This is a genomic window from Calothrix sp. NIES-3974 (assembly GCF_002368395.1).
Lineage (GTDB): Bacteria > Cyanobacteriota > Cyanobacteriia > Cyanobacteriales > Nostocaceae > NIES-3974.
In genome coordinates this window covers 2,247,561-2,260,797 of record NZ_AP018254.1, presented here as the reverse complement: position 1 = coordinate 2,260,797, position 13,237 = coordinate 2,247,561, and the positions used below count along the sequence as shown (strand labels likewise).

Below are 13,237 nucleotides of genomic sequence, written 5' to 3'. Positions count from 1 at the left end.
TTTAAGCACTAAATTAGATTCCTATCTCTTCATATTACGAAGACAATTATTTAATTTTTTTACGCTAAAACAGGTAATAGATTAGCAACGATAGTGGAGAATGGGATTTTGAATTATCGCCTCAAACTAAAACGCTTACTTAAGTTTATACCCAAATTTAGACCCATCACCACCATCCTTATTCTGCCAATACTGTTATTTTACGCCTATTTTATCGAACCCAATTGGATTGAAATCAACTCCATCCACCTTACCTTACCTCACCTAGCCCAAGAATTTAACAACTACCGCCTCGTTCAGATCAGCGATATTCATATTAGCAAATGGATGACCCAGAAGCGACTGAATTATGTTTTCCAGTTGGTAAATGCCCAAAAACCTGATTTAATCGTGCTAACAGGTGACTTTGTTTCCCGTCGTCAACAGCGCTTTATTCCCCTTTTGCAGAACACTATCGGTCAACTCAACGCTCCCGATGGCAAAATCGCCGTATTAGGAAACCATGACTATTGGTCAGACCCGGAAGGAGTTGATCAAGCATTAACAACAAATCAAATTCAAAACCTACGCAACGCTGTCACCCAAATTTCCAGGGGTAAAGCGAAACTGTATATTGCTGGGGTGGATGATGTCATGGTGGGTCAACACCGTTTAGATCGGGTGATAAATAATCTTCCTCACGATGGTGCAGCCATCCTACTTGCCCATGAACCAGATTTCGCCGACACTAGTGTCAAAACCCATAAATTTGACCTGCAACTATCTGGTCATTCCCATGCTGGACAACTACGCATACCTTTTGTGACTCCACCTGTTTTGCCAATACTAGGTCGCAAGTACTATGCAGGTTTATACGACCTGGGGGAAATGAAACTATATACCAATCGCGGGATTGGGATGACAGGTTTCCATCTGCGATTTAATGCTCGTCCAGAAATTACCGTATTTACTTTGGATGCAGGGAGTAGGGAATTGGGGGTTGGGGATTAGGAGTTGGCAGTTGGCAGTTGGCAGTTGGGAAATGCTTGAAATAATCCAAAATCCAAAATCTAAAATCTAAAATTCAAAATCCAAAATCCAAAATAAATTGCATGAGTTTCCCCTCGTAAGAAATATGAGATTGCAGAGATTAACCAACGATTCTGCAAGGAAGCGCCTAATGTCTAATCAAATCGAACATAATCATAGTCCGGTGGAATTATCCCCAGAGGAACTTGATGCTGTTGCAGGTGGAATCGATATTTACCTGTCGGGTGCGACCTTCCAACAGCAAGATATTTTTGCTGGAAGTACTACTGGTTCCCGTCGTCGTCGTCGAGGATTTGGTGGGAGTTCGTTTTTCCGTTCTTCCTTCATCTCTTCCTCAGCTTTTCAAATGGTTGGGTTGGGATTTAGTTCCGTCAGCGATGCTTTAAGTTTTGTTGCTGGTTTTGCCCGACTTTTTGGTCGATAAACAGTAAGGGTGCAAGAAGCGGTAATATTTGTGGGTGCATTTATGGCAACACACCACCCGTATTCATCGGTAATTAATTTAGTACCTATTAGCTGTTATTTATTTAACAACCAACTACGAGTCATAGCCTGGATTTGTTACGACTACTCTGTATTCCCTAGAAGCTTTACCGACATTTCTCATAAGGGAGTGATAAGCCTTAAGTAATGGGTTGATTTTCCCATTATTCTCTACTCCCTACTCCCATCACGGACTACTAACTACAAGTTTTCGGAGTTTGTGAGAAATCCGAGTTTAGGGATTTACTCCAAATACAGGATAACTCAATTATTTTCACAAAACTATTTTCTCCCACCGTTTTAGCTTGACTAGGGAATGTAATCCATGACAGAAGTTCTACTTAAGGAACTAAGCAATCAAGATATTGACTGGATGTTATCCGTTGGACACCAAGAAGAAATTCAGTCAGGAAAGGTCTTAGTTCAACAAGGTCAACCAATAGATGCACTTTACGTGCTGGTTGATGGTGCATTATCGGTGTCCCTCAATCAACCAAACGAAAACCCCTTGGGAAGAGCTTTTGCTGCTTTAGAAGGTGGTGCATTACCGGGAAGAGAAATAACCCAATTGTCGAGTGGGGAAATGGTGGGAGAAATTCCCTTAGTTGAGAATTATTTACCGACGACGGTGACAGCAGCTTGTAAATCGTTAGTGTTAAAAATTCCGATTTCCCAACTGATGGCAAAATTAAGGCAAGACCAGGAATTTGCAGCCCATTTATACCGGTCTGTGGCGATTTTAATGGCCCATCGTCTGGAAAAAATTCTCTCCCAATTGGGTCATAGTACGGTTGTCTTGAGTCAACCCCAATTACGGGAAGCTTTAATTGTATTTGCGGAATTAGAAGATAGTGATATTGATTGGTTAATTGCGGCGGGTAAAGTCGAAAAAGTGACGACCGATGCCGTATTAATTCGTAGCGGTAGACCCATCGAATTCCTGCATATTTTACTAGATGGGGCGGTAGCATTGAATGCACCGGAAGGCGATTTTAATCCCCTAGCTCATGCTTTTTCTAACTTAGAAGATAGTTCCCAAGAAATCATTGAAAAGGAATTAGCCAGATTATCGCGGGGGGATATTGTGGGGGAAACTCCATTTATTGAAGTCCAACCCCCAGCAGTGACGGTAAAAGCGCTACGGGATTCGTTAATTTTATCCATACCTAAATGGCGACTATCAGCCAAACTCCTACACGATGTTGGCTTTGCAGCCAGATTTTATCGAGTTCTAGCCATTATTCTCGCCGATAAACAACAGGGAATTGTGTCCCGGTTAGGATATGGACGTTTAACCTACAGCAGTGGTGAATCCCTAGACCAGGACTATGCCAACGAACTCAATAATCATTTTTTAACACAGATGGCGATCGCAGGAGCGCGTTTTGATTGGATGCTCAAACGTGTGGGAATCAAGTAGGATTTTAGATTTTGGATTATTTCAAGCATTTCCCAACTCCCAATTTAATTACTCACAATTGGTACACCCGATATGGTTACGCAACAAAATACTCAACCTAAAAATAATATCTTTCGTAAAGAAGCTTTAGAAAAAATTTCTTCTCCAGAACAGCTCGATTTACTAGTCAAAGTCACTAATCCCCGACGTTGGTTGTCCCTATTTGCTTTAGGTTCTCTGGTTGCTGCTGCTGGTGCTTGGAGTTGGTTCGGTCGAATTCCTGTGATTACCAGTGGTCGCGGTGTGATTATTTATCCTAGTAAAGTCGTGACGTTGCAATCCCCGAATTCTGGACGCATTCTCGATTTAAAGGTTGATATTGGTGATAAGGTCAAAAAAGGTCAAGTTATTGCTACCATTGACCAATCGGAATTACGCAGCCAATTACAATTAAATCGAGAAAAACTCAACCAATTGCGCTTGCAAGACCAAACTGCTAAACTAATCCAAAGCCAACGTTCCGGATTGGAAGAAAAAGCACTCGAACAACAGCGAGAAACCCTACAAAAAAGCTTAGAAACAGTTCAATCCCTGACTCCGGTACTCCGGGAAAAGGGTTTAGATGTCCTCACAAAAGAACGGGAAAATCTGCGTCAGCGTTTGCAAACTTTGCGCAACCTGCAACCAACTTTGAAAAAACGTTGGGAAGAACGGGAAAATCTCTTCCGACAAGGTGCTGTGGCTAAGGATGTAGCTCTGCAAGCACAACAGGAATTTATCGGTTCCCAAACCCAAATTAACGAAGTGGAATCCCAATTAAACCAAGTTGCAGTTAGGGAAGCTCAAGCACAACAGGAATACCTAAATAACCTCAACCGCGCTAACGAAATTGAAACCCAGTTAAAAGCTCTCACCAGTCGCAAAGCTAGCCAACAAGAACAGGATCTAACCGCTCAAGTTAGCCGTCAAAAAGAAATCCAAGAAACCCAAAGAATCATCAGTCAACTTGAATTACAGCTACAACAAAGTAGTCAAATTGTCAGTGATTTTACTGGTACAGTGTTGGAAATCACCGCTAAACCTGGACAAGTATTGCAAGCGGGAATTGGTATCGGTACAATTGCTGCTCAAGAACCTGATGCCAAATTAGTTAATGTCACCTTCCTACCCGTCAATGATGGTAAGAATATTAAACCGGGTATGGAGTTACAAGTAACACCTTCCACAGTCAAACGGGAAGAATTTGGCGGTATTAGAGCCAAAGTTACCAATGTTTCCAGCTTCCCCATTACCCAACAAGGTGCAGCTAGTATTGTTGGCAACCCTGATATCCTCCCCAGTGTGATTAACCAAGGTCCCCACATTGCCGTTTTCACCGAAATGGAATTAGATCCGAACACGAAAAGCGGTTACAAGTGGTCGTCTTCCAAAGGACCCGATAGTCAAATTACAGCTGGAACCACCACAACAGTCCGGATTGAAGTTGAGAAAAAACGTCCCCTTGAATTTGTGTTACCAATTCTGAAGGAGTTGACCGGTGCAAGTTAGGTGGATGTTGGATTACAGTAAAGACGACCCGTGGGGTCGTCTCTACTACGGATTTTGGATTTTGGATTAACTATATTTAAACATAATATAACCATTTTCCACAAATGCGATCGCACCTCCAGGAAAAGGATCGGTTTGCGATCGCGATGGTGCTGTAATGAGGGCGATAATTTTTTCGATTTGCTCAAAGTTTGGCGAAATACCGAGATATTCTAGCAAAAATTTCCGCATGACTCGACGTTGACGGGAGAGGTGGAGTTTTCGCAGTTTTTGACAATTTAACTTCAGTGTGAAGACTGGGGAAGTTGTCCCATCTAGCTTGACATCAATTTCGTGGTGATTTTCTAAGACCAGCTGTAAGTCCAATTCTGCTTGCGCTTGCCAACATTCTACATCCGCTTGCAACAGTTCGGCTGTCCTTCCTAAGGCTACTTCCACTTGGGGATTAAAGTGTGCTTGTAGATAGGGTAATAATTCTTGACGAATCCGATTGCGAGTGTATTTGAGGTCTGTATTAGTTGTATCCTCCCACACAGCTAAATCCATCTCCTGACAAAACTGACCCGTTTGGGAACGACTAATAGTTAGCATGGGTCGCACCAAACTCACTTCAGGACTCAGTTGTCTTTGCCAAGTTAAAGCCTGTAAGCCATCCGCACCACTGCCACGGAGTAAATTATATAGCAAAGTTTCCGCGCGATCGCTTTGAGTATGTCCCGTCACCACGGATGTATAGGCATGGGCTTGGGCTGTTTGTAAAAATACCCCATATCGCCAATCCCTGGCAACAGCTTCACTACCTAATTCCATTGGTGTCACTTCTAAGTAAAAAGCAATACCCCAACCCCTGGCAATTTCCCTCACATGCTCCCCATTAGCCTGGGAATCACTACGCCAACGATGATCACAATGGATTATCCCTAACTGCCAATCCCACTTAGGTTGTAAGTCAACCATTAGTTTCGCTAGACACAGGGAATCCTGTCCACCGGAAACCGCCATCAGAATCCGTTGTCGAGGAAGAAATAATTTCCGCGTGCGAATCACTTGATGGAAATGAGCATGGAGGGAAGTCCAAACCATAGTTTATATGAGCCTAACTTTCGGTAAAACTGCTGATTTCGATAGTAAAAAATCTGTGTTGTAATAAAATTCAGTATTTAGATTTGGATTTATAATTTAAACCAATTGGTTGATGTAGTCCTTTGCAAGGTTTGATCAGCCAAAATATGTTTTGAAAATAGGTAGTAAGGAGAAAGAAAAAGTTATACCAATTTGAAAAAAATGCGGCAGATAGATTTTGTTTGTAGAGACGTAATATATTACGTCTCCAAATATGTCATGTAGTATGTTGCGTTCCTACAATATATTACGTCTTCACATATATCATGTAATATGTTGCGTTCCTACAATATATTACGTCTCCACATATGTCATGTAATATGTTGCGTTCCTACAATATATTACGTCTCCATATATATCATGTAATATATTGCGTTGCTATATATATTGCATCCCATACCCTGGATGTGTTGCAAATATTTTTTGAATCGGTATTATTTTCCTGTGTAGATACGTAGCACCGCTACGTCTCTACCAAATCCAAAATCCAAAATATTAATCATTTTCCCGTTTGTTAAAGTTTCATGCTCACCGAAATTTTTAGCGAAATTTTTCCCCTACTCAGTACAGCCAATCCACAAACCTTGGAATGGTTACTAAATGTGGCAACAGAACATGAGTACCCCACGGGACGAGCTGTATTAATGGAAGATTCCTGGGGAAATGCAGTCTATTTCGTCGTTTCTGGTTGGGTGAAAGTTCGTCGTACAATCGGAGAAGATACACGAGCGATCGCAATTCTCGGTAAGGGTGATTTTTTCGGAGAAATGGCTATTCTCGACGAATCCCCCCGTTCCACCGATGTCATTGCCCTTTCTCCAGTGAAGTTACTCAGCGTTTCCCGTAATTGCTTTGTCCAAACCCTGTTTAAAGACCCCCAATTACACCACCGCATGTTGCAACTAATGGTCAGAAGATTGCGCCATGTGAATATGCGCTTACAAATGCGAACTTCCCCACCTGCTGTCAAGTTAGCATATACCTTGGTCAATTTGGCTGAAAGCTACGGTCAAGAATCCAATTACGGTCAGGAAATTCTGAATATTTCTCACCAAGATTTGGCTGATGTCACAGAAATCGGTGTGGAAGAAACAAAGATGATTTTGGAAAAGTTATCGGAAAAAGGGTGGATTAATATCGATACGGCAAAACAAGCTTTATATCTCACTAATTATAAGCAGTTGGCTAATTTGGCTGCCAGAATTTAACTATGTAGGGTCTGCTGTCAGGTAGGGAGTAGGGAAGGGGAAAGCACTTTTATGTGTTGTGGTGTACCGAATCAAATAAGAGCAATATTATTCACCTTCTGTACCATCACCCAACAATCAACTTCTTGTGGAATTAATACCGATTCCACAAAAAATGTTTGTCATGCATTCAGAACATGAGATGTAGTAGCGCTACATTTCTACAAATACAAAAAAATAGCTCATTCCTACTCCCGTACAGATGACCCGACGGGTCGTCTCTTCCCCAAAAGATAAATTTTTGTTACTCTCTTTACTCATGGCTTGACAAAATATTTGAAATATACATACCTTATGCTAAAATAAATATCAGATTACCCTACGTAGTCGCAGGCACACGAGTACATAGTGGGATCGATTCAACCGGATGAAAGGAGTGAATCATGGATTTTACCAACGAGTTGACCTTAGAGCAGCAGTTTCGCTTACAAAGTTTTAAGCACCAGATAGAGGAGTTGAGTCGAGAGGAAGCTCAAGCCTACTTGTTAGAGGTGCTACGACAAATGATGGTTAAGGACAATATGGTCAAGAATCTACTCAAGAACATCTAGAGATAAAACAACTTGAGACTTTGAGTCTACCAAAATAACTCGCTAGATTAATACCGTATCAGAACTTGTACATAATCGAAAGTAGCGGTAATTCACGAATTGCCGCTACTAAGATAGATTTTTCAACTGGGTACTGAGTTCTGGGGGATAGTGGTATATTTTGTATATTGAGATGATAGAATTGCGATCGCCATCAAATCACAAGACTCCTACTCCCTGATATCAACGACAATTTTTACCACCCACCTACTTACTGCTTAAAGTACACACCACAATTCGACCACATATATACATATATAATTTTTTGAGGGGTTCGTAGTAGTGGTCTTAGCCATGAAAAAGCGTTAACATAGGGCGCTATGGGTGCTACTACGAACAGGAATACTTTCTTGGAAGTTTCAGTTGGAATCAGTTTTTAGCTGGTGAAAGCATCTTTGATATTATCAACAGTGCGTTCAACGGCATTTTTGGTTGAATCTACAGCTTTTTGAGTGCGCACTGCATCAGCCTCTGCACGTCTTTGGATGGTCGCTGCATCTTGGTTTGCTTTCCGTTCGAGGAAATTCCCGCTTCCATCCGTTGCTTGTCCGACTTTGTTAGCATTCTGGTTAGCAGTTTTCTCCACTTGATTAGCTGCATCGCGGATAAAACCTTTAACATTGCTTGCATCTTCTCTGGCTTTATCCTTGACTTGACGACCCATATCCGTTGCAAGCATAGGATTAAATGGAGTTGCGATCGCGTGATTAATCGAAAATCCACCTTGCCAAACAAAAGCGATCGCCATCAAGCACAATATACTGCTAAATAACCGACGTTGGATAGCCACCAAACAATTCATCAAATAATTCAGTTTCATTTTATTTAGGTTCCCCTGGAGATTGAACACCCTATTTGTAATCGATGGGAATGGGGGTTTATAACTTTCCCTTGAGAGAGCTTAATTCATCGTTGAGCATAAATCTGTGGGGGGTAATTTCTGTCCTTTGATTTTAGATTTTGGATCATGATTGATAAAATTAAGATGAATTCGACGGATTCAAATAACCCCTCTCCAATCCTCTCTCCGAAATGGATACAGACTTTGGCAACCTTGATTTTTGGTTAAAACCACAGATTTTTCCGCCCCTCTCCGTTCTGCGGAGAGGGGTTGGGGTGAGGTTCATCGAACTCACATTAAATTATCGTTGTGTTGTAGAGACGTAGCCATGCTACATCCCGACAAAGATTAGAAATCGCGAATATTCCAGGTTGTCGAAATGGCATTTTTCCATTTACGGTACTGTTAAGATTAATTGCAGCTGCCAATAGACCGAGGTTTGAGGGAATATGACGCGAAAGCGAGTAGTGATTGTCGGAGCAGGATTTGCGGGATTAGCTGTAGCGCGGAAATTAGCTGGTAAATCCGTGGACGTGCTGCTACTCAATAGTGAGAATTATCACACTTTTTCTCCCCTACTCCATCAAGTTGCCACAGCCGCGATCGCACCGACAAATACCCTGTACCCCCTTCACCGTGCTATCGGTAAATCAAATCACATTCGCTGCATTACCACCACTGTGAAGCGGGTGAATTTCCATAAACAGTTATTGGAAGTTGAGCGGGATTTAATTAAATATGATTATCTAGTAATTGCCTGCGGTACTAAAACCAATTACGGTCAAATTACTGGTGCTGCGGAATTTGGTTTTGCCCTCAAAAATATCCACGATGCAGTCAATTTACGCAACCATATTTTAACTTGTTGGGAACGAAGTCAAAACCCCACCCATAAACCTAAATCTTGCCAACTTTTAACCTTTTGTATCGTTGGTGGAGGTGCGACAGGTGTGGAATTAGCCGCAGATTTAGCAGATTGGATACACAATTCTTTGTCAAAAGATTATCCCAACACCGATGTGCGTCGTGTACGGATTGTTCTATTGCAACGGGGACAGCGATTATTACCAGAACTATCACCCCAAAGTGGAGATTATGCGCGACGCAAATTGCAATCAATGGGAGTAGAAATCCGTTTCCATTCCCAAGTGAACAAAGTCACCGCCGATGCCTTATATTTGGATGATGGAAGAGTAATTCCCACCAAAACCGTGATTTGGACTGCTGGAGTACGTAGTCACCCCCTTTTAGAACGGTGGGGACTAACTGCCGAAAACGGTCAAGTTGAAGTATTGCCAACCCTGCAACATCCCCACATCAACAACCTATATCTAATTGGCGACATTGCAGCTCCCACCCTACAACAACCAATGGTAGCATCCACCGCGATCGCTCAAGGTAAATGGGCTGCTGAAAATATTCAGCGTCAGATTCAAGGTCGTACACCCCAACCCTTACACCACCAACATCCAGGGACAATGGTGGTATTAGGACGCAACTATGCAATTGCAGAAATCGGCAAAATTCGTCTCCAGGGACTAATTGCGTGGATACTCTGGTTACAAGTGCATCTAGTATATTTACCAGGAATCCGCAATCGAATCCAAGTTTTCATACATTGGATTTATAGTTACATACTACGCGATCGCCCCATAAAAGTCATCCTTCCCAATTCCCACCATATCCAATCAGTCAAAGAATTCCAAGAAGTCAGTCATCCCCACCGAAAAATAAGAAGTAGAGACGACCCGTCGGGTCGTCTCTAATAAAAACCCATCGGGTCAGGTCGTCTCTAATAACAACCAGTCAGGTCGTCTCTATCAAGCTTTATCTCGTCCCGATGCTCCGCGTGGGGACGCATTCCACGAGTGGCAATTATTTCAGGAAGGAAGCAAAGAATCCCTAATTGCAGCGAGGAAGAAATGGGAAGCAGCCCTAGTTTTGTGGCAAAAATTAGGGGATAAGAAAGAACAAGCATTTGCTCTTCTTGGTATCGGTCGAGTCTACTCGGATTTAGGACAAAAGCAGCAGGCTCTAGAATACTACCAGCAAGCTCTACCCTTATTGCGTGCAGTGGGCGATCGCCGTGGGGAAGCTACTACCCTCGGAAATCTAGCAAACCTGGAACGCAAACAAGGTAATCTCCAAGCATCCCTCCAACACATCGAAACCGCCATCCAAATTATCGAACAACTCCGCGACACCTACACCAACCAAGACCTGAAAACCCAATATTTCGCCACCGTCCAGAATTACTACAAATTCCACATCGACCTGTTGATGGAACTGAACGAGAAAAACCCCGGTAAAAACTACAACATCCTCCCCCTCAACAGTTCCGAAGGTTCCCGTGCCCGTGTTTTACTAGAACTCCTCGCCCAATCCCAGGTCAAACTCCGTAAAAACACTGACCCCCAACTCCTCGCCCAGGAACAGGAATTACAACTTAAACGCCAAGCCCAGGAAAAAATCCTCGCCGAATTAATCAACCAAAATCACTTACTTCTCATACCATTTAACAAAAATTTCAACACATTTTCTTCCCCTGCTCCCCTTCCATCCCTGTCAGGTAAGTAGGTAGGTATAATTAAATATAAAACCGCAACGCAACCGTTTATTCGGCGTAGAGACGACCCGACGGGTCGTTTCTACTCCCTGTTGTCTATATCAGAATTACCTACTTCCCTAACTCCCAAATCCGCAGGGTTTTATCATTACCACCGCTTAACAACATGCTACCATCAGCACTAAACATGATAGTCTCCACACTTGCACCATCGGCGGACAATTCCTTCAACATCGCTCCAGTCGCCACATTCCATAGTTTGATGGTTTGATCCCGACTAGCGGTAGCTAGTACCATCCCATCGGGACTAAATGTGAGGGCTGTCACCTGATCTTGATGGGCTGTGAGTGTACGTATTTCTTGACCAGTGTTGACATTCCAGAATTTAATGGTTTTGTCATGACCAGCACTAGCTAATATTTGACCATCCCGATTAAAAGCAACTGCGGTGACAGGTTGGTTGTGTCCGTTCAGGGTATGAATTGGTTGAGTTTGACCGATTCGCCAGATTTTGATGGTACTATCGTCACTACCACTAGCGAGGAGGGATGCATCCGGGTTAAAGGCCAGGGTACGGATACTTGCGGTGTGGGCTGGGATAATTTGTAGAGGTGTACGTCGCTGTAATTCCCAGAGAATGATGTTTTTGTCGTCGCCAGCACTAGCTAAAACTTTATCATCATAGCTAAACTTCACAATCCTGACAGCTGACTGATGTTGATTCAGGGTGGCAATTTCCCTACCCGTGGCAATATTCCATAACTTGATGGTTTGGTCTGTGCTACCACTGGCTAAGGTTTGACCGTTGTGGGTAATCGCCAGGGTATTAACCGCACCAGTGTGACCGTAGAGGGTAGCGATTTCTTGACCCGTGGCCAAACTCCATAACTTGACCGCGCGATCGCTATTACTGGCAATGGTACTACGGTCGGGGGTCATGGCTGTGGTCATGACGGGATTAGCAAATCCGCGAATGGTGAGGGCTAATTGGTAATTAGTAGCATAGCCATTACTATAGTGCCATTTTTCTGGTTGGGTTTTGGAGTTTTCTGTTGATTTAAATAGGGCAATTTTACTATTATCCCAAATACCAAATTGTCGTAACCAAAAATCCCCCACCACCAGCAAGAGTACCGCCGTGATACTAACAATAATTAACCGAAATCTGGCATCATTGACAAAGATTTTAGCCTGATTTAGAGGAGATGGGGAAGGTTCGGGGGAAATTGCCAGTAAAACTTCATCTGCTGATTGAAATCGTTGACCAATTTCTTTTTTGAGTAATTTATCTAAAACCTTGGCAAAATCATCATTGATAGGTGCAGGTAAATATTCCCGCCAACAATTTACCCAACCGTAGCCATGTTCTGTCCACAAGCGAAAGGGGGAAAATCCTGTTAATAGGTGGAAACAAGTTGCTCCCAAACTAAATAAATCACTCGCTGGATGAGCCGTACCGTCACGGATTTGCTCAATCGGTGAGTAGCCATGAGAACCGATGGCAGTACCTTCTTTAGATTGTACCTGGGCACTTAATTGTTTGGAAGATCCAAAATCAATTAAACACAATAACCCATCACTTTGTCGTCGGACTAAATTTTGAGGTTTAATATCACGATGAATTACACCACGTTGGTGAATAAACTTTAATACAGTCAACAAGTCAATCATAATTTGACGAACTTGAGCTTCCGTATAGGGTGCTTTGTCTCCCCGTTGGTGCTTTTGTGCTTCCAGTTCTTTCAGTAAATTTTCTCCGGCAATATACTGTTGCACTAAATACAGGTAACTATCCTGTTCAAAATAGGCAATTAAAGTCGGTATTTGGGGATGTTCACCTAGTTCTTGTAATCTTTTTGCTTCCTTTTGAAATAATTCCAAAGCTTTTTTAAATGCCCAACTACCTTCCGCTTTCGGTGCGAGTTGTTTAATCACACACAAATCATTCAATTTATCGATATCTTTTGCTAAATAAGTACGTCCAAATCCCCCCTCATCCGATAGTACCCGGACGACTTGAAAGCGGTTACGTAATTTTGGTGTTAAAGTCGCACCACAAGCTTGACAAAATTTTTCTGTATCGGGATTTAAAGGATTAGAGCAATCAGGATTCAGACAACAAATAGACATCACTTAACTAGCACAGGTGGGTCAATGATTTCTGCATATTTGATTACTGATTACAGCAAATATCGAAGCGAAAATCATGGTTGAGGATGGAATTATTATATCTATATTTAGCAAATATTATGTTGATTTTAGATGTTTTTAATATCTGGATGCTACGGCAGATTTACTGGTAAAAAATAATTCTTTTATCTATTAACGTCAATCAAAATTAAATCGAAATCCCAATTATTTTCTGTGTGGGATGCAACAAATTGGAAAAAGATAGGAATCCGACTGGAGAGG

The 13,237-nt window shown here is 42.3% G+C and carries 11 protein-coding genes; 8 read left to right on the top strand and 3 right to left on the bottom strand.

Annotated elements, in window-relative coordinates; all coding sequences use genetic code 11:
* Window positions 1–108: 108 nt before the first annotated feature.
* The 4 genes from CDC37_RS08880 (at window position 109) to CDC37_RS08865 (ending at window position 4,459) form a co-directional block, all read left to right on the top strand.
* Entirely contained in the window at window positions 109–990 is an 882-nt protein-coding gene (locus CDC37_RS08880; RefSeq protein WP_231943336.1) for a metallophosphoesterase, read from the top strand.
* Between the two features lie 169 nt (window positions 991–1,159).
* Window positions 1,160–1,453 (top strand): CTB family bacteriocin, encoded by a 294-nt coding sequence (locus CDC37_RS08875; RefSeq protein ID WP_096621432.1) that lies wholly within the window; start codon window positions 1,160–1,162, stop codon window positions 1,451–1,453.
* 384 nt (window positions 1,454–1,837) lie between these two features.
* Window positions 1,838–2,932 carry a cyclic nucleotide-binding domain-containing protein gene (locus tag CDC37_RS08870; RefSeq protein WP_096621431.1) on the top strand — a complete coding sequence of 365 codons (1,095 nt, stop codon included), beginning with the start codon at window positions 1,838–1,840 and terminating at the stop codon, window positions 2,930–2,932.
* A 72-nt stretch (window positions 2,933–3,004) separates the two neighbouring features.
* Window positions 3,005–4,459 carry an NHLP bacteriocin system secretion protein gene (locus tag CDC37_RS08865; protein ID WP_096621430.1) on the top strand — a complete coding sequence of 485 codons (1,455 nt, stop codon included), beginning with the start codon at window positions 3,005–3,007 and terminating at the stop codon, window positions 4,457–4,459.
* A gap of 66 nt (window positions 4,460–4,525) precedes the next feature.
* Here the strand turns inward: CDC37_RS08865 and tilS are convergent, their stop codons facing one another.
* On the bottom strand, window positions 4,526–5,542 hold the full coding sequence (gene tilS / locus CDC37_RS08860) for a tRNA lysidine(34) synthetase TilS (RefSeq protein WP_096621429.1): 1,017 nt from the start codon (window positions 5,540–5,542) through the stop codon (window positions 4,526–4,528).
* A gap of 563 nt (window positions 5,543–6,105) precedes the next feature.
* Between tilS and CDC37_RS08855 the strand changes: the two genes are divergently transcribed.
* Entirely contained in the window at window positions 6,106–6,789 is a 684-nt protein-coding gene (locus tag CDC37_RS08855; RefSeq protein ID WP_096621428.1) for a Crp/Fnr family transcriptional regulator, read from the top strand.
* Between the two features lie 422 nt (window positions 6,790–7,211).
* Window positions 7,212–7,379 (top strand): NblA/ycf18 family protein, encoded by a 168-nt coding sequence (locus CDC37_RS08850; RefSeq protein ID WP_096621427.1) that lies wholly within the window; start codon window positions 7,212–7,214, stop codon window positions 7,377–7,379.
* A 415-nt stretch (window positions 7,380–7,794) separates the two neighbouring features.
* On the opposite strand, the gene CDC37_RS08845 is transcribed toward CDC37_RS08850, so the two are convergent.
* The gene (locus CDC37_RS08845) at window positions 7,795–8,238 is read right to left on the bottom strand and encodes a hypothetical protein (RefSeq protein ID WP_096621426.1); all 444 of its coding nucleotides are present in this window, start codon (window positions 8,236–8,238) and stop codon (window positions 7,795–7,797) included.
* A gap of 470 nt (window positions 8,239–8,708) precedes the next feature.
* Between CDC37_RS08845 and CDC37_RS08840 the strand changes: the two genes are divergently transcribed.
* Both CDC37_RS08840 and CDC37_RS08835 read left to right on the top strand, forming a co-directional pair.
* Window positions 8,709–10,025 carry an NAD(P)/FAD-dependent oxidoreductase gene (locus CDC37_RS08840; protein WP_096621425.1) on the top strand — a complete coding sequence of 439 codons (1,317 nt, stop codon included), beginning with the start codon at window positions 8,709–8,711 and terminating at the stop codon, window positions 10,023–10,025.
* 175 nt (window positions 10,026–10,200) lie between these two features.
* Window positions 10,201–10,836, top strand: a complete 636-nt coding sequence (locus CDC37_RS08835) for a tetratricopeptide repeat protein (protein WP_096621424.1) — start codon at window positions 10,201–10,203, stop codon at window positions 10,834–10,836.
* Between the two features lie 100 nt (window positions 10,837–10,936).
* Here the strand turns inward: CDC37_RS08835 and CDC37_RS08830 are convergent, their stop codons facing one another.
* Window positions 10,937–12,955, bottom strand: a complete 2,019-nt coding sequence (locus tag CDC37_RS08830) for a serine/threonine-protein kinase (RefSeq protein ID WP_096621423.1) — start codon at window positions 12,953–12,955, stop codon at window positions 10,937–10,939.
* Window positions 12,956–13,237: the final 282 nt, after the last annotated feature.

Bases quoted from the DNA above. Each gene is read 5' to 3' on its own strand.
- CDC37_RS08875 (WP_096621432.1), top strand. From the start codon at position 1,160: ATGTCTAATCAAATCGAACATAATCATAGTCCGGTGGAATTATCCCCA.
- CDC37_RS08870 (WP_096621431.1), top strand. From the start codon at position 1,838: ATGACAGAAGTTCTACTTAAGGAACTAAGCAATCAAGATATTGACTGG.
- CDC37_RS08865 (WP_096621430.1), top strand. From the start codon at position 3,005: ATGGTTACGCAACAAAATACTCAACCTAAAAATAATATCTTTCGTAAA.
- tilS (WP_096621429.1), bottom strand. From the start codon at position 5,542: ATGGTTTGGACTTCCCTCCATGCTCATTTCCATCAAGTGATTCGCACG.
- CDC37_RS08855 (WP_096621428.1), top strand. From the start codon at position 6,106: ATGCTCACCGAAATTTTTAGCGAAATTTTTCCCCTACTCAGTACAGCC.
- CDC37_RS08850 (WP_096621427.1), top strand. From the start codon at position 7,212: ATGGATTTTACCAACGAGTTGACCTTAGAGCAGCAGTTTCGCTTACAA.
- CDC37_RS08845 (WP_096621426.1), bottom strand. From the start codon at position 8,238: ATGAAACTGAATTATTTGATGAATTGTTTGGTGGCTATCCAACGTCGG.
- CDC37_RS08840 (WP_096621425.1), top strand. From the start codon at position 8,709: ATGACGCGAAAGCGAGTAGTGATTGTCGGAGCAGGATTTGCGGGATTA.
- CDC37_RS08830 (WP_096621423.1), bottom strand. From the start codon at position 12,955: ATGTCTATTTGTTGTCTGAATCCTGATTGCTCTAATCCTTTAAATCCC.